This is a genomic window from Micromonospora sp. CA-111912 (genome assembly GCF_050948415.1).
GTDB lineage: Bacteria > Actinomycetota > Actinomycetes > Mycobacteriales > Micromonosporaceae > Micromonospora.
Window position 1 is genome coordinate 760645 of the sequence record NZ_CP192007.1, and the last position, 16118, is coordinate 776762.

Sequence of the window (16118 nt, forward strand, 5' to 3'; positions counted from 1 at the left end):
TGGACATCAGAGAGGGAGATCCGGGTGCTGGACCGGCTGAACGAGGCGATGACGTACGTCGAGCGGCATCTCGACCAGCGGATCGAGGTGGCCGAGATGGCGCGGATCGCCGCCACGTCGGAGTACCACCTCCGGCGGATGTTCTCCGCGCTGGCCGGCATGCCGCTCTCCGAGTACGTCCGGCGTCGACGGCTCACGGTCGCCGCCGCCGAGGTGCTCGCGGGGGAGGCGACGCTGCTCGACATCGCCGTCCGGTACGGCTACGGCTCGGCCGAGGCGTTCGGCCGGGCGTTCCAGGCGGTGCACGGGGTCGGCCCGGGCGAGGCCCGGCGGACCGGCGCGGTGCTGCGGTCCCAGCCCCGGATGTCCTTCCGCCTCATCGTCGAAGGGGGCGCCAGCATGCGCTACCGCGTCACCGAGAAGGACGCCTTCCACCTGGTCGGGCGGAAGGCCCGCGTCCCGCTCGTGCACGAGGGGATGAACCCGGCCATCGTCGCGTTCGTCAGGGGCATCGACGCCGGGACGGTCGAGCGGATCGAGGCCCTCTCCGACCAGGAGCCGCGCGGGATCGTCAACGTCAGCGACAATCTGGGGGACAACCGGGAGGAGGGCGTCGAGCTGGACTACTGGCACGGCGTCGTCACCGGCGTCACCCCGCCGGAGGACCTGGACGCCATGCCGGTGCCCGCCGGCACCTGGGCGGTCTTCTCCAGCTCGGGCGAGTTCCCGCAGACCCTCCAGAACATCTGGCGGGACGTCTTCACCGAGTGGTTCCCGGCCAACCCGTACCGCAGCCGGCCGGGCCCGGAGATCCTCCAGGCCCGGGTCTCGGCGGACGGCACGCGGGCCGACGCCGAGCTGTGGATCGCGGTGGAGCGGGTCACGGCCTGAGCCGTCCGTCGCCCCGCCGCCGACGCGGCGCGGGGTGGGGCGACGGACAGCGGCCCGGCGGCGTACGACTCCTCCAGGGCGGGGCGGCTACGGCTCAGAGCGCCGCGCGCAGCGCCTCGGCGAGGGTGGTCGGCGGGCGGCCGATCAGCTTCGCCAGGTCGTCGCCCTCGACGTACAGGTCGCCCTGGGACAGGCCCCGGTCGCTGTCGGCGAGGAGGGTGGCGAACATCGCGGGGACGCCCGCGCCGGCCAGCACCTCGGCGTACTTCTCCGCCGGCAGGTCGGTGTACCCGACGGTGCGGCCGGTCTGCCGGGACAGCTCCTCGGCCAGCTCGGTGAGGGTGAACGCCTCGCCGCCGAGCTCGTACACTCGGCCGGCCTCGCCGGCGCCGGTGAGCGCCGCGGCGGCGGCCTCGGCGAAGTCCGCGCGGGTGGCGGCGCTGACCCGGCCGTCACCCGCCGCGCCGGTCACCCCGTACCGGAGGTACGTCGGGAGCTGGTCGGTGTAGTTCTCCAGGTACCAGCCGTTGCGCAGGATCACGTACGGCAGGCCGGCGGCGGCGATCTCCCGCTCGGTGGCCAGGTGCTCCCCGGCGAGGATCATGCTGGACCGGTCGGCGTTGGCGACGCTGGTGTAGACGACCAGCCCCACGCCGACCTCGCGGGCGGCGGCGACGACGTTGCGGTGCTGGGTCTCCCGCTGCCCGACCTCGCTGCCGGAGACGAACATCAGCTTCTCGGCCCCGGCGAACGCGGCGCGCAGCGAGGCGGGGTCGGTGTAGTCGGCCCGCCGGGTGACCACCCCGCGTCCGGTGAGGTCGGCGAGCTTGCCGGTGTCCCGGCCGAGCGCCACGATCTCCCCGGCCGGTACGCCCCGACGCAGCAGCGACTCGACGATCAGGCGGCCGAGGTGGCCGGTGGCGCCGGTGACGACGATGGACATGGTGAACTCCTCGAAGGTGTCGATGATCCTCGTTCGGTACCAACAGGGCGCTCTTCCCATCGCTTCCCGCTGGACGCCCGCTGATCCTCGCCGGCTGTCGGGGGCTGGCGCGCCCGGGCGGGAGGGGGTAGAAACATGGCGATCCCCCAAATCGTGAAGGGATGCCGGACGGCAGATCGAGAGAGCGCTCTCACGATCCGCCGCCCGGCCCCCACCGCCACCCGACAGGCAGGCCGATGACACCTCGCACCCGCCGCCACCTCCTGGCCCTGGCCACCACCACCGTCTCCCTCGCCGCCGCCGGTCTCGCCCCGGCGCCCGCCCTGGCCCATCCCAGCCACCCCGACGACCGCGACCCGGACCTCGGCCCGTACGTGCACGTCTACGACCCGTCCACCCCGACCGCCGAGATCCAGGCCACCCTCGACGCGATCTTCACGAAGCAGGAACGCAACGAGATGGGCACCGACCGGCACGCGGTGCTGTTCAAGCCCGGCCGGTACGACGTCGACGCGAAGCTCGGCTACTACACCACTGTGGCCGGCCTCGGCCGCTCCCCGGACGACGTCGACATTCACGGCGCGGTCCGGGTCGTCGGACAGCCCGACCCGAACTCGCCGGCCGGCATCTCCGCGCTGACCAACTTCTGGCGCTCGGCGGAGAACCTCTCCGTCACCCCCACCGACTGGTCGAACCAGTGGGCGGTCTCCCAGGCGTCCCCGATGCGCCGCGTGCACGTGCGCGGCACCCTCTGGCTCGAACCGGGCAACGGCGGGTACTCCAGCGGCGGCTACATCGCCGACTCGAAGGTCGACGGGACCACCATCAACGGCTCGCAGCAGCAGTGGCTGACCCGGGACAGCGAGCTCGGCGGCGACTGGAGCAACGGGGTCTGGAACCAGGTCTTCTCCGGCGTGACCGGGGCACCCGCCCAGGCCTTCCCCGACCCCCCGTACACCACGCTCCCGACCAGCCCGGTCACCCGGGAGAAGCCGTACCTGTTCGTCGACGGCAACGACCGGTGGCGGGTGGCTGTACCGGGCCTGCGGCACGACACCGCCGGCATCACCTGGGGGGCCGGCGGCCAACCGACCCCCTCGCTGTCGCTGCGCGACTTCTTCGTCGCCCGGCCCACCGACAGCGCCCAGCGGATCAACCGGGAACTGGCGCGGGGGCGGCACCTGCTGCTCACCCCGGGCGTGTACCGGCTGGACCAGGCGCTGCGGGTCACCCGGCCGAACACCGTCGTGCTCGGACTCGGCATGCCGAGCCTCGCCCCGACCACCGGCGACGCCGCGCTGCGGGTCGCCGACGTCGACGGGGTACGCGTCGCCGGGCTGCTGGTCGACGCCGGCCGGCGCGAGTCCGACGTGCTCGTCGAGATCGGCCGGCGCGACGGTCGCCGGGACCACGCCGCGAACCCGACCTCGCTGCAGGACGTCTTCTTCCGCATCGGCGGCCCCTGGGTCGGCCGGGCCCGGACCAGCCTCGCCGTGCACAGCGACGACACCCTGCTCGACAACATCTGGGCCTGGCGCGGCGACCACGGCAACGGCATCGGCTGGACGGCGAACACCGCCGACACCGGTGTGCTGGTCACCGGCGACGACGTGACGGCGTACGGGCTCTTCGTCGAGCACTACCAGCGCTACCAGACGGTGTGGACCGGCGAGCGCGGCCGGACTGTCTTCTACCAGAGCGAACTGCCCTACGACCCGCCGAGCCAGGCCGCCTGGGCCAGCCCGACCGGGCGCGGCTGGGCGTCGTACAAGATCGCCGACTCGGTGCGCCGACACGAGGCGTGGGGGCTCGGCGTGTATTCGTACTTCAACCAGGGGGTCGACATCCGGGCGGACCGGGCGATCGAGGCGCCCCGCCGGCCGGGCGTGCGGTTCCACGACATGATCACCGTCTTCCTCGACGGCAGCGGCGGCATCGAACGTACGGTCAACGACGCCGGCACCCCGGTCGTCGGCTCGTTCGGCACCAGCCCGGTGGTCAGCTACCCCTGACCGGACGACCGCCCGGGCGGACCCGCTGACCGGGTCCGCCCGGCGCGGCTCATGCCGAGAGCTGGTCGACCCGGGTGAGCACCTTGTCGATCAGGCCGTACTCGCGGGCCTGCTCCGCGGTGAACCACCGGTCCCGGTCCCAGTCCTGCTGGATCTCGTCCAGGCTCCGCCCGCTGTGTCGGGCGATCAGCTCCTGCATGGTGCGCTTGACGTGCAGCATGTTCTCCGCCTGGATGGTGATGTCGGCGGCCGTGCCGCCCATTCCGCCCGACGGCTGGTGCATCATGATCCGCGAGTGCGGCAGCGCGTACCGCTTTCCGGCCGTCCCCCCGCAGAGCAGGAACTGCCCCATCGAGCCGGCGAAGCCGAGCGCCAGGGTGGCCACGTCGTTGCGGATGTACCGCATCGTGTCGTACACGGCCATTCCGGCGCTGACCGAGCCGCCCGGTGAGTTGATGTAGAGGTGGATGTCCCGCTCGCTGTCCTCCGCGGCCAGCAGCAGGAGCTGCGCACAGATCTGGTTGGCCGACTCGTCGGTGACCTCGGTGCCGAGGAAGACGATCCGCTCCCGCAGCAACCGTTGGAACACCTGGTCGCCGAAGGCCGGCTGCCCGCCGTCCAGCATCCGTACGTCGTACCTGATCATGTCGACCTCCGCCGCGCCGGTGGGCGATTTCGACCGCCCCGGGGACCGGCCCGTCCAGCGTGCGCCCGCCCGGGGCGGCGACCCCAGCGCTTCTGCCGCTGGCAGATTCGCCGACGGCAGAACCGGGCGGGGCGCCGGCAGCCGGGCGACGCGGTGGGGCGACGTCCCTAGACGGTCACCGGCCGCCGCAGGCCCGCCGGGGCCCGCCCGCAGTGCACCAACCCGGCGGTACGCGGACCGACGGCGAACGGCGTCCCGGGCAGCGCCCGGTGCACGTCGCCCCCCCGCCGAGCACCGGTCAGCCGGTCACCAGGCCGCTCCAGCCGGGCCATCCGGTCGCCGTACCGGGGCAGCGGCAGCGCGACGGCGTGCGCCCCCACGGCAGCCCGGGGGCCCACCGGGGTGCGCGGCTCGACCCGGCGCAGGTCGTCCCGGGCCTCCTCCAACAAATCGGACAGGCGGATGCCGAGGGCACGGCAGATCGCCGCGAGCACCTCCGACGACGCCTCCTTGCGGCCCCGCTCGACCTCGGACAGGTAGGGCAGCGACACGCCGGCCGCCTGGGCGACCTCACGCAGGGTGCGGCCCTGTCTCGTCCTGATCCGGCGGAGCACCCCGCCGATGACCCGTCGCAGCAAAGACATGCGGCCTCACCCCCGGTCGTCTCTCCGCAGACAGCCCCATCATGCCCGGTGCGGGGCCGCCGGGCAGCCCCGGTCCGGCGAGCCGGTGCGGCCGGACGCGTCCCGATGGCACCCCGGGGTGCGGATCCCCGGGTACCGGCTATGTTGTGCACGTGCAGGCGACGGAGGCGGAGCAGGTTCGACGGTGATCCATTTTCCCGCGCAACGACGGGGCCCGCTGAGCGCGTTGAGCCTGCGCCTCGCCGCCGCCCTGGGCCTGGTCCTCGCCGTGGTCGCCGCGGTCTATCTCGACCGGGACGGCTACCGCGACGTCAACGAGGACGGCCTCACCCTCCTCGACTGCTTCTACTACGCGGTGGTCTCCCTCTCCACCACCGGCTACGGCGACATCACCCCGGCCGCCCCGTCCGCGCGGCTGGTCAACGTCCTGTTCGTCACCCCCGCCCGGGTGATCTTCCTGATCATCCTGGTCGGCACCACCCTGGAAGTCCTGACCGAGCAGTACCGGACCGGCCGGCGCCTGTCGCGGTGGAGGAGAAGCGTGAAGGACCACGTCATCATCTGCGGCTACGGCACCAAGGGCCGCAGCGCCGTCTCGGCGCTGTTGGAGAACGGCCTGGACAGGTCCCGGATCGTGGTGGTCGAGCGCAGCCCGACCGCCCTGCGGCAGGCCACCTCGGCCGGGTTGGTCGCGATCGAGGGTTCGGCGACGCGTTCGTCGGTGCTGATCGAGGCACACGTGAAGAACGCCAAGTCGGTGATCATCGCGACCGACAGCGACGACGCGTCGGTCCTGGTGGCGCTCACCGTCCGGCAGCTCACCGCCGGCCAGGTGCGGATCATCGCCGCGGTTCGGGAGGCCGAGAACGCGCCCCTGTTGAAGCAGAGCGGCGCCCACCACGTGATCGTCTCGTCCGCCACGGCGGGGCGGCTGCTCGGGCTGTCGACCTCCGCGCCGCCGCTGATCGACGTGGTGGAGGACCTGCTCACCCCGGGCCAGGGCATGGCGCTGGCCATGCGCTCGGCCGAGCGCAGCGAGGTGGGCCGTTCGCCGCGCGAGCTGGACTCCCTGGTCATCGCGCTGGTCCGCCGGGGCAAGGTGGTCACGCTCAGCGATCGGGCCGGTGCGGTGATCGAGACCGGCGACATGCTCGTGCACGTCCGTGACGATCGCCCCCAGCAGGCGAACACGCCGGGCTGACCCCGGCACCGGAGATCGGCGGTGGCTGGCGACACCCACCACGGAACATCGGCGTTGGTCGGGGCCTTCAACCTGCTCTTCTGATCGCCTGGGGTTCCCCCGCTGACGAAAGGGCCCGCAACCTGCGAAGGTTGCGGGCCCTTTTCCGTGTCGCGGGGCGGCGACGTCGTGCCGCCGTCAGCGGCGGGTCAGCGGATCGTCCAGGTGTCGCCGCTGGCGAGCAGGCCGGCGAGCTGCTGCTCCGGGGTCTCGGTCACCGCGGCCTTCGCCGCCGCGAGCTGCTCCTGCACCACGCTGTCGTAGGACGGGCGGTCGACCGAGCGGAACACGCCGATCGGGGTGTTGCGCAGGTCGAGCCCGGGCAGCCGGGACAGCGCGAACGCGTACGCCGGGTCGTTGACCGTCGCGTTGTGCACGACGATCTCCTCCGGGCTTACCGAGGCGGTCTCCCGCACCTCCAGGCCGAAGCCGCCCGGCGGGTGCACGACGCAGAACTGCCCGTCGGAGCCGAAGGTGATGGGCTGCCCATGCTCCAGCCGGATCAGGAAGTCGTCCCGGGTGCCCGGGTCCTTGAGCTGCTCGAACGCGCCGTCGTTGAAGATGTTGCAGTTCTGGTAGATCTCCACGAACGCCGAGCCCTGGTGCTCCGCCGCGGCCCGCAGCACCGACTGGAGGTGCTTGCGGTCCGAGTCGATGGTGCGGCCGACGAAGCTGGCCTCCGCGCCCAGGGCGAGCGAGAGCGGATTGAACGGCGCGTCCGCCGAACCGGCCGGGGTCGACTTGGTGATCTTGCCAACCTCAGAGGTGGGCGAATACTGCCCCTTGGTCAGGCCGTAGATCCGGTTGTTGAACAGCAGGATCTTCAGGTTGACGTTGCGGCGCAGCGCGTGGATCAGGTGGTTGCCGCCGATCGACAGCGCGTCGCCGTCGCCGGTGACCACCCACACCGACAGGTCCGGGCGGGACACCGACAGGCCGGTGGCGATGGCCGGGGCGCGGCCGTGGATCGAGTGCATCCCGTAGGTGTTCATGTAGTACGGGAAGCGCGACGAGCAGCCGATGCCGGACACGAAGACGGTCCGCTCCCGGGGAATGTTCAGCTCCGGCATGAACTGCTGCACGGCGGCGAGGATCGCGTAGTCACCGCAGCCGGGGCACCAGCGCACCTCCTGGTCGGACTTGAAGTCCTTCGCGGTGAGCTTGAGGGCGACGGGCTCAGACATTCTTCAGGACCTCTTCCAACATCGTCTCCAGCTCGACGGCGGTGAACGGCAGGCCGCGGACCTGGTTGTAGCCGATGGCGTCGACCAGGTACTTGCCCCGGATCACCTGGGCGAGCTGGCCGAGGTTCATCTCGGGAATGACCACCCGGTCGTAGGAACGCAGCACCTCGCCGAGGTTCGCCGGCATCGGGGACAGGTGCCGCAGGTGCGCCTGGGCGACGGACAGGCCGCGCTGGCGCAGCCCCCGGCAGGCGGCGCCGATCGGCCCGTACGTCGAGCCCCAGCCGAGCACCAGCACCCGGGCGTCGCCGTCCGGGTCCTCCACCTCGACGTCCGGCACCGGGATCGTCTCGATCCGGGCCGCCCGGGTGCGCACCATGAAGTCGTGGTTCGCCGGGTCGTACGAGATGTCGCCGGTCTTGTCGGCCTTCTCCAAGCCGCCGATCCGGTGTTCCAGCCCCGGCGTGCCGGGGACGGCCCACGGCCGGGCCAGGGTCTCCGGGTCCCGCAGGTACGGCAGGAAGGTGCCGTTCTCGCCGTTGGGCTCGGTGGCGAACTCGACCCTCAGGTCGGGCAGGGACTCCACGTCGGGCAGCAGCCACGGCTCGGAGCCGTTGGCGACGTAGTTGTCCGACAGCAGGATCACCGGGGTGCGGTACGTCAGCGCGATCCGGGCCGCCTCGATGGCCGCGTGGAAGCAGTCCGAGGGCGACTTCGGGGCGATCACCGCGACGGGGGCCTCGCCGTGCCGGCCGTACAGGGCCATGTTGAGGTCGGCCTGCTCGGTCTTGGTCGGCAGGCCCGTCGACGGGCCTGCCCGCTGCACGTCCACGATGACCAGCGGCAGCTCCAGCGCCACCGCGAGCGAGATCGTCTCGCTCTTGAGCGCCACGCCGGGGCCGCTGGTGGTGGTGACGCCGAGCGACCCGCCGTACGACGCGCCGAGCGCCGCGCCGACGGCGGCGATCTCGTCCTCGGCCTGCATGGTGACCACGCCGAGCCGCTTGTGCTTGCTCAGCTCGTGCAGGATGTCCGACGCCGGGGTGATCGGGTATGCCCCGAGGAACACTGGCAGGCCGGAGCGCACGCCCGCGGCCACCAGACCCAGCGACAGCGCCGCGTTGCCGGTGATGTTCCGGTACGTGCCCGGCAGCATCTTCGCCGGCTTCACCTCGTACCGCACCGAGAACGAGTCGGTCGTCTCGCCGAAGTTCCAGCCGGCCTTGAAGGCCGCGATGTTCGCCGCGACCAGCTCGGGACGCTTGGCGAACTTGCGCTCCAGGAAGCGCAGGGTCGACCCGTACGGCCGGGAGTACATCCAGGACAGCAGGCCGAGGGCGAACATGTTCTTGGCCCGCTCGGCGTCCTTCTTGGACACCTCGTTCTCGGCGAGCGCCCGGACCGTCATCGAGGTGAGAGCGACCGGGTGCACCACGTAGCCGGCGAGGGAGTCGTCGTCCAGCGGGCTGGACTGGTATCCCACCTTGGCCAGGTTGCGCTTGGTGAACTCGTCGGTGTTGACGATGATGTCGGCGCCGCGCGGCAGGTCGGCCAGGTTGGCCTTGAGCGCGGCCGGGTTCATCGCCACCAGCACGTTCGGCGCGTCACCCGGGGTGAGGATGTCGTAGTCGGCGAAGTGCACCTGGAAGCTCGACACGCCCGGCAGGGTGCCTGCGGGGGCGCGGATCTCGGCCGGGAAGTTGGGCAACGTGGAGATGTCGTTGCCCAGCTGCGCCGTCTCCGAGGTGAACCGGTCGCCGGTCAGCTGCATGCCGTCGCCGGAGTCACCGGCGAATCGGATGACCACCCGGTCGAGTTGACGGATCTGCTTGGTCACGCCTGAACCTCGCTTCGCTCGGCGCGGTGGCGCGGGCGGCTGAACATGATGGCGACCTTGCCTTGCCCGGCCACGCGACCTCCTTGACGCAACGCTGCCCCGCACCGCCCGTGGCTGGTCCGGTCCGCTGTAGTTCCTCACCTGAGAGCCTACGTCGAGTGGGGGGCCGAACTCGCCTTGTGGTCCGCCGAATGGGATCGAATCCGGTGCTGTTGTGCCCTGTTTAATGCTGTTTTGACGCGCCCGCCGTAATCAGAATCACCGGTCCGCCTCGGCTTTCGGTGGAAGACCGTGGGCGGGCCCGGACCCGTCGGGGCGACCGGAGCCGGGCGGTCGGTGGCGGGCGGGCCCCGGGTCAGTCCGACGGGGCCGGCGCGGGATTGGCCGGGCCGGCGAGCCGGCGGCGCAGCGAGGTGGTGGCCAGCACGAGCGCCAGCACGACCAGCAGCACGGAGACCACGATCAGGACGACCGCGCTGCGTTGCACCGAGGTGAGACCGCCGGCCGGGTCCGAGCCCACGCCGGCCGCGGCCAGCACGCCCTGGGAGCCGCCCGGGGCGGGGGTGGCGATCGGGGTGGACATCGCGGCCGCCGCGGTGATCCGGAAGCTCATCTGGAGCTGCCGGGCCTGTCCGCTGCGCGGGTCGACCCGGCCGATCACGGCGCCGGCCAGCGGCGCTTCCCGCTGGGCCTCGGCGGTCGCGCTCACGGGGAGCCGGACGGTGACGGCGCCGCCGGCCGGCACCGTGCCGACGTCGCAGCGGGTACGGGCGGGGCTCAGCGCGACGCAGCCGGGGGGCGGGGTCGGCACGGTCACCCCGGCGGGCAGGACCACCTCGATCCGGCCGGCGGCATCGGCCTTGCCCGTGTTGCCCAGCCGGACGCCCAGCTCGCTGGCGGCCCCGCTGATGTCGAAGGCCACCCCGTCGGCGTCCAGGGAGATGCCCGGCACGGGCGGCCCCGGCGGGAAGAGCACCGCGAAGCCCTCGTTGTCCTCGGCCGAGCCGGCCACGCCGGGGGCGCTCGCGCTCACCCGGACCGCGCCGCTGAGCGGCATCTGCCGCCAGGCGGCGCCGTCGACGCGCACCTTGACCAGGGCGCTGAACCGGTCGCCGGGCGCGGCCTGCCACCCGCCGCAGTGGTGCTCGCCGCCGCCGGCCTCGGCGCACCCGGGGGTGCCGGCGTCGGTCAGGCCCGCCGGGAGGGTGTACGAGAGCCGGATCAGCTCTGCCACCTCGCCGGTGTTGGTCACGGTGACCCGCAGGGTGGCCGTCGTGTTCTCCGCGTTCCAGTACGCCTCGGTCAGCGTGACGTCCTCGGTGCTGACCCGCACGCCCAGCCGGCTCGGCGCCGGTGCACCCGTGCCGGGGGCCGACGGGCGGGGCGGCGGGGCGGAGGTCGCCGGCGGCGGGAGGGACGGAGCGGTGGTGGCCGGAGCAGTGGTGGCCGGCGGGTCGACGGGCCCGGCCGGCGTGGTGGCCGCAGGCTCGGTGGGCGTGGGCGCCGGGGCGGTGGTCTCCGATGGTGGCGGCACGGTCGGTGGTGCCTCGGTGGGCGTCGGGTCGGTCGCGGTGGGCTCGACCGGAGGGGTCTCATCGACGGGCTCGCCGGCCGGGTCCACGGGTGGGTCGGCCCGCGCGACCGCCGCGCGGGCCACGGCGGGGGCGGCGGTGGCCCAGCCGGGCAGCGCCGCGACACCGAACGCGATGGACGCCGCGAGCAGTACGGCGACACGTCGATCGGCTACCCGCCGAACGGGGCGTACGTCCACGCGGGCCATCTCTCTTCCGGGACCATCAGGGCGAATTCATTATTCGGTAATACTTGCCGCAGGACACCAGTCCCGCCGGGAAACAGTTCCGTAACATGTCCGGTATGCGGCCGGGCGGGACACGGTAGGCTGACTCACCGTGACCGGCTACCTGGGCTCGTACGCGACGCTCGGGCTGTTGCTGCTCGCCGGCGTCCTCTTCTTCGTCGCGGCGTTCTCCGCGAACCGGGTGTTACGCCCCGCCCGCCCCGCGGACCCTCCCGGCAAGCGGGCGAGCTACGAGTGCGGCCTCGACCCGGTGGGCGGCGACTGGGCGCAGATGCAGATCCGCTACTACGTCTACGCCTACCTGTACGTGCTGTTCGCGGTCGAGGCGGTCTTCCTCTTCCCCTGGGCGGTGGTCTTCGACCGGCCCGGCTTCGGCCTGGTCACCGCCGCCGAGATGGGCATCTTCGTGGCGGTGCTGGCGCTGGGCATCCTCTACGCCTGGCGCCGGAACATCCTCCGCTGGACCTGAGCCCACCAAAAATCGGCGGCGACGCTCGGTGGCGTTGCTCTTGGCGGCGGGTTTCGGGGCTGACGCCAGTAGCCGTGCGGTGACGTTGGCATTGGGATTGCGGTTAAAGCTGCTTCGTGTGCCCGGGTAGCTCCGCGTCAGCGATGCCGGCGAGGATGTCCCCCAGCGAGAGCGGCTGGTCCACCAGGCACGTGCCATTGGACAACAGCAGTGCCGGCACCTTCGTGGTGAGCTCGGCCTCGCTCAGCACCCCGGCCAGGGCGCACAGCGCCTCCCCCTGTGCGCGGATGCGTTTCCGCAAGCCCGTCTCGCCGCCTGCGAGCGCGATGACGTGGTCCAGCGTCCACGGGTCCTGGGACGGGCGGTTGTCGTAGGTCGAGATCGTCCCCGACGCGACCGCAACGACAGTGCTGATGGTGGCCGCGCTGACGAGGGAGACGTGGGCCAGGATCTGCTCGGTGTTCCACTCGCCGGGCGGCGGTACGGCTCGGGGATTGGCGGCCAGCAGCGCGTCGTAGGCCTGCCGGAGCGAATTGGTGTTCATCGGGTCGGGTTCCTTTCAGGCGTGCGCGCGGTCATCTCCCACGGCTGCTGTGGAAGCGTGTCGCCGGTCTCCAGGAGGGACTTCAGGTTCGACAGGACGGCCGGCCAGCCGCTCGAGATGCCGTTGAACATGTCGAGGTTGGCGAGGTTTTCGTGCGTCACCGTGAGGCGCACGATGTCTTGGTGCGGTTCGACGAGGAACGTGACGACCGACGGCTCCCGATTCTCGAACGGGGTGTCCTCGAAGGTGATGACCAGGCGGCTCGGCGGCTCGGCGGTGAGCACCTTACCCACGACGTCGGCGACACCTGATCGGTCGGTGCGCTGGTGCTCCCACGTGGAGCCGGGCTGCCAGTCGGAGAGGTTGGCGTGGCCCCAGTACCGCGCCGTCAGGTCGGCGTCGGTTAGCACCCGCCATACCTGCTCGGCGGTGGCGCGGATGTAGGTGACGTATGCGTACGTCGGTACGGACGTCATGGCGTGTTCCTCTGCTTGGTGTTTGATGGCGCTTAGTGCACGCAGGCGGGGCTTGTCGAACCCGGAGATCCAGCGTTCCTCGATCTCGTGGATCGGTGCCGGGTTCAGGTAGTGCAGGCGCTCCCGCCCCCGTCGCACGACGGTGACGAGGTTGGCCCGCACGAGGATGTCGAGGTGCTGGGTGGCCGACTGACGGGCCATGGACAGGTGCTCGCAGAGTTCGCGCAGCGTCTGGCCGTTGCGTTCGCGAAGGCGGTCGAGCAGGAGCCGCCTCGTCGGGTCGGCCAGCGCCTTGAAGACCAGCTCCGTCTCACTCACGCCGCATTATGCAGGCATTCACCTGCCTAATGTCAACTCGAACCCGGGTCGCCGTAACGCCGGACCTGAGCCCCCCACCCGACGGGCGCTCAGGCCAGGCCGCGTCGGGTCAGCGTCGGCTGCCGGTCGCCCCGGATCGACGCCACCATGTCCAGCACCCGGCGGGTGGGCAGCACCTGGTGGGCGCGAAACACCCGGGCACCCAGCCAGGCCGACACCGCGGTCGCCGCGAGGGTGCCCTCCAGCCGCTCGGCGACCGGCAGGTCCAGCGTCTCGCCGATGAAGTCCTTGTTGGACAGGGCCACCAGCAGCGGCCAGCCCGTGCCGGACAGCTCGGCGAGCCGACGGGTGATCTCCAACGAGTGCCGGGTGTTCTTGCCGAAGTCGTGCGCCGGGTCGATGAGGACGCCGTCGGGGCGTACCCCCAGGGCGACCGCGCGCTCGGCGAGGCCGGTCACCGTCGCGACCACGTCGGCCACCACGTCGTCGAAGGCGGCCCGGTGCGGGCGGGTGCGTGGCGCGAGCCCGCCGGCGTGCGAGCAGACCAGCCCGGCACCGGTCTCGGCGGCGACCCGGGCGAGCGCCGGGTCGGCGCCGGACCAGGTGTCGTTGAGCAGGTCGGCGCCGGCCGCGATCGCCTCCACCGCCACCTCGGCCCGCCAGGTGTCGATGGAGATCACCACGTCCGGGAAGGCGGCCCGGACCGCGGCGATGGTGCCCACCGTGCGCCGGATCTCCTCGATCACGTCCACCTCGTCGCCGGGGCCGGCCTTCACCCCGCCGATGTCGATGATCTCCGCCCCGTCCGTGACCGCCCGCTCCACGGCGCGCAGCGCGCTGTCCTGGGCAAAGGTGGCGCCCCGGTCGAAGAACGAGTCCGGGGTGCGGTTGACGATGGCCATCACCGCCAGCTCGCCCGGCGCGAACGTGCGACTTCCGAGCCGAAACGCCCCGCTCATGCTCGCCTCCCGATCTCGCCACGGCCGTGCGACCCGGCCCGCCCTGCGACGCTAGCCGGTCGGCCGGCGTCCGGTCCGCCCTGCGACGCTAGCCGGTCGGCCGGCGTCCGGTCCGCCCGGCACGGCCCACAGATCCGCACCGATCTGTGGGAGGACCGCCCGGCGGGGTCGCTCCCGGCCCGTCCGCGTGCCACGATCTCCTACATGGGTCAGGTGCTGCTCCTGCTGGTCGTCGCGCTCACCGTCGCGGCGGTGGTCTTCGGGGTGACGGTGCTGGTCACCGGACGAGATCCCGGCCTGGCGCCGGTCGAGCCGGACGGGCGGGCGGTCCCGCTGCCCGCCAGCCGGCCGCTGCGCGAGTCCGACGTGGGCGACGTCCGTTTCGACACGGCGGCGCGGGGGTACCGGATGGCCCAGGTCGATCAGGCTTTGCGCCGGACGGCCTACGACATCGGGTACAAGTCCGAGCTGATCGGCGTGCTGGAGGCGGAGGTCACCGCGTTGCGCGAGGGACGGGCCGCGGACGCCGACGAGCTGCGCCGCACCCGCGAGCAGGCCGCGGCCGCCGCCGAGGCGGCCGACGCCACCCCCGTCGGCGACCCCGGCGAGGTCGCGTCCGCCGACGCCGACGGGCCGTCGACGGCGGGTGCAGAGGCCGACGGCCCGGCTGCGGTGTCCGCCGACGCCGATGAGCCGACTGCGGTGTCCGCCGACGCCGACGAGCCGACTGCGGTGTCCGCCGACGCCGACGAGCCGACCGCGGTGTCCGTCGACGCCGACGAGCCGACCGCGGTGGGCCCCGCCGACAAGCCGGCAACGGTGCCCGCGCGGGCCATCGACGCCGACGCCCCGGAGGCAGCCCCTTCCGGGGCCGGCGAGCCGGCGGACCCGGCCGGTGGGCGGGGGCCGGCGGTCCGGTCGGAGCCGGCGTGACCGGCGGGGCGGACGGCGACAGCCTGCGCGAGGCGGCCCAGCCCGGCGCGGGCGAGGTCACCGCGACGGTCATCGTCAACGCCCCGGCCGAGCGGGTGTTCGCCGCCCTCACCGCGTGGGAGCGGCAGTCGGACTGGATCCCGTTCACCACGGTGAAGGTGGTCGAGGGCGACGGTGGCGAGGGCAGCCTCGTGGAAGCGGTCACCGTGCTGGGCCCGGCGGTTCTGCGGGACGAGATGAGGGTGGTGCGGGTCGACGCGCCCTACGAGGTCGGCGTGGTGCACTGCGGCCGGCTGCTGCGCGGTCCAGGGGTGCTGCGCTGCACCCAGATCGAGGGCGGTCGGACCCAGGTGGTCTGGCACGAGTGGTTCCACCTCCCCGCCGGCGCCGCCGGCCGGGTGGCCTGGCCGGTGCTCTGGCCCGGCTCCAAGGTCAGCCTCACCCAGGCGCTGAAGAAGTTCGGCCGGCTGGTGGAGCAGGGCCGCCTGCCCTGACGGCCGGCCCCCGGGGCACCCGCCAGGTCGGTGACAACGCGGTTTCCCGGTGCCCGGACACCCCGGTTACGGCGGCACGGCGGCGGGCCGTCGGCGTCCCGGTCTAGCGTGTACGCCGTGACTGACCTGGTGATCGACGCGCACGGCCTGTCCCGTTGCGCGTGGGGGGCGAGCACCCCGGACTACGCCGCCTACCACGACGGGGAGTGGGGCCGGCCGCTGCGCGGCGACGACGCGCTCTACGAGCGGATGACTCTGGAGGCGTTCCAGTCGGGGCTGTCCTGGCTCACCATCCTGCGCAAGCGCCCCGCCTTCCGGCTGGCCTTCGACGAGTTCCGCATCGAGGCGGTGGCGGGCTACGGGGAGGCGGATGTGACCCGGCTGCTGGCCGACGCCGGCATCGTCCGGAACCGGGCCAAGATCGAGGCGACGATCGCCAACGCCCGGGCCGCCCTGGACCTGCCCGACGGGCTCTCCGCCCTGCTCTGGTCGTTCGCGCCGCCGCCCCGAGCCGCCCGGCCGGAGACGTTCACCCAGGTGCCGGCGCTGACCCCGGAGTCCACTGCGATGGCCAAGGCGCTCAAGAAGCGTGGGTTCCGGTTCGTCGGCCCCACCACGTCCTACGCGTTGATGCAGGCCACCGGGATGGTGGACGACCACCTGGTCGGCTGCCACGTCAGCGCGGCAGAGCCGGCGTGATGGGATGGTT

Annotated in this window: 14 protein-coding genes and 2 pseudogenes; 7 read left to right on the forward strand and 9 right to left on the reverse strand. The window is 72.6% G+C overall.

The window, feature by feature from the left end; all coding sequences use genetic code 11:
* Nucleotides 1-24: 24 nt before the first annotated feature.
* A complete protein-coding gene (locus ACQPZO_RS03570) occupies nucleotides 25-891 on the forward strand; it encodes an AraC family transcriptional regulator (protein ID WP_433346995.1) in 867 nt (288 codons plus the stop codon).
* A gap of 94 nt (nucleotides 892-985) precedes the next feature.
* On the opposite strand, the gene ACQPZO_RS03575 is transcribed toward ACQPZO_RS03570, so the two are convergent.
* Nucleotides 986-1834, reverse strand: coding sequence for an SDR family oxidoreductase (locus tag ACQPZO_RS03575; RefSeq protein WP_433346997.1), 849 nt, complete (start codon nucleotides 1832-1834; stop codon nucleotides 986-988).
* Nucleotides 1835-2070: 236 nt separating this feature from the next.
* Here ACQPZO_RS03575 and ACQPZO_RS03580 point away from each other — a divergent pair, with 236 nt between their 5' ends.
* A complete protein-coding gene (locus tag ACQPZO_RS03580; RefSeq protein WP_433346999.1) occupies nucleotides 2071-3846 on the forward strand; it encodes an adenylyl cyclase in 1776 nt (591 codons plus the stop codon).
* A 49-nt stretch (nucleotides 3847-3895) separates the two neighbouring features.
* Here ACQPZO_RS03580 and ACQPZO_RS03585 read toward each other — a convergent pair whose 3' ends face one another.
* Both ACQPZO_RS03585 and ACQPZO_RS03590 read right to left on the reverse strand, forming a co-directional pair.
* Nucleotides 3896-4492, reverse strand: a complete 597-nt coding sequence (locus ACQPZO_RS03585; RefSeq protein ID WP_387019367.1) for a ClpP family protease — start codon at nucleotides 4490-4492, stop codon at nucleotides 3896-3898.
* Between the two features lie 392 nt (nucleotides 4493-4884).
* Nucleotides 4885-5136: pseudogene (locus ACQPZO_RS03590) on the reverse strand (helix-turn-helix domain-containing protein); the annotation flags it as partial.
* Between the two features lie 184 nt (nucleotides 5137-5320).
* Between ACQPZO_RS03590 and ACQPZO_RS03595 the strand changes: the two are divergent.
* Entirely contained in the window at nucleotides 5321-6337 is a 1017-nt protein-coding gene (locus tag ACQPZO_RS03595) for a potassium channel family protein (protein WP_433347001.1), read from the forward strand.
* Nucleotides 6338-6525: 188 nt separating this feature from the next.
* On the opposite strand, the gene ACQPZO_RS03600 is transcribed toward ACQPZO_RS03595, so the two are convergent.
* The 3 genes from ACQPZO_RS03600 to ACQPZO_RS03610 all read right to left on the reverse strand — a co-directional run bounded on the left by ACQPZO_RS03600 (nucleotide 6526) and on the right by ACQPZO_RS03610 (nucleotide 11177).
* Nucleotides 6526-7560 carry a 2-oxoacid:ferredoxin oxidoreductase subunit beta gene (locus tag ACQPZO_RS03600; RefSeq protein WP_433347003.1) on the reverse strand — a complete coding sequence of 345 codons (1035 nt, stop codon included), beginning with the start codon at nucleotides 7558-7560 and terminating at the stop codon, nucleotides 6526-6528.
* On the reverse strand, nucleotides 7553-9397 hold the full coding sequence (locus tag ACQPZO_RS03605; protein WP_433347005.1) for a 2-oxoacid:acceptor oxidoreductase subunit alpha: 1845 nt from the start codon (nucleotides 9395-9397) through the stop codon (nucleotides 7553-7555). The genes ACQPZO_RS03600 and ACQPZO_RS03605 overlap by 8 nt, the downstream gene beginning before the upstream one ends.
* Nucleotides 9398-9752: 355 nt before the next feature.
* Entirely contained in the window at nucleotides 9753-11177 is a 1425-nt protein-coding gene (locus tag ACQPZO_RS03610; RefSeq protein ID WP_433347007.1) for a hypothetical protein, read from the reverse strand.
* Nucleotides 11178-11307: 130 nt separating this feature from the next.
* On the opposite strand from ACQPZO_RS03610, the gene ndhC reads away from it, so the two are divergent.
* Nucleotides 11308-11685 carry an NADH-quinone oxidoreductase subunit A gene (gene ndhC / locus ACQPZO_RS03615; protein WP_433347009.1) on the forward strand — a complete coding sequence of 126 codons (378 nt, stop codon included), beginning with the start codon at nucleotides 11308-11310 and terminating at the stop codon, nucleotides 11683-11685.
* A 103-nt stretch (nucleotides 11686-11788) separates the two neighbouring features.
* Here ndhC and ACQPZO_RS03620 read toward each other — a convergent pair whose 3' ends face one another.
* From ACQPZO_RS03620 to folP, 3 genes are all read right to left on the reverse strand, one after another.
* The gene (locus tag ACQPZO_RS03620; RefSeq protein WP_433347011.1) at nucleotides 11789-12229 is read right to left on the reverse strand and encodes a hypothetical protein; all 441 of its coding nucleotides are present in this window, start codon (nucleotides 12227-12229) and stop codon (nucleotides 11789-11791) included.
* Entirely contained in the window at nucleotides 12226-13023 is a 798-nt protein-coding gene (locus tag ACQPZO_RS03625) for an ArsR/SmtB family transcription factor (RefSeq protein WP_433347013.1), read from the reverse strand. The genes ACQPZO_RS03620 and ACQPZO_RS03625 overlap by 4 nt, the downstream gene beginning before the upstream one ends.
* An 89-nt stretch (nucleotides 13024-13112) precedes the next feature.
* Entirely contained in the window at nucleotides 13113-13982 is an 870-nt protein-coding gene (folP, locus tag ACQPZO_RS03630) for a dihydropteroate synthase (RefSeq protein WP_433347015.1), read from the reverse strand.
* 204 nt (nucleotides 13983-14186) lie between these two features.
* Here folP and ACQPZO_RS03635 point away from each other — a divergent pair.
* The 3 genes and pseudogenes from ACQPZO_RS03635 to ACQPZO_RS03645 all read left to right on the forward strand — a co-directional run.
* Nucleotides 14187-14553: pseudogene (locus ACQPZO_RS03635) on the forward strand (DivIVA domain-containing protein); the annotation flags it as partial.
* Nucleotides 14554-14911: 358 nt separating this feature from the next.
* Nucleotides 14912-15409 (forward strand): SRPBCC family protein, encoded by a 498-nt coding sequence (locus ACQPZO_RS03640; protein WP_433347016.1) that lies wholly within the window; start codon nucleotides 14912-14914, stop codon nucleotides 15407-15409.
* Nucleotides 15410-15526: 117 nt separating this feature from the next.
* Nucleotides 15527-16108: a DNA-3-methyladenine glycosylase I gene (locus tag ACQPZO_RS03645; protein ID WP_433347017.1), complete on the forward strand. Its 582-nt coding sequence runs from the start codon at nucleotides 15527-15529 to the stop codon at nucleotides 16106-16108.
* Nucleotides 16109-16118 lie beyond the last annotated feature (10 nt).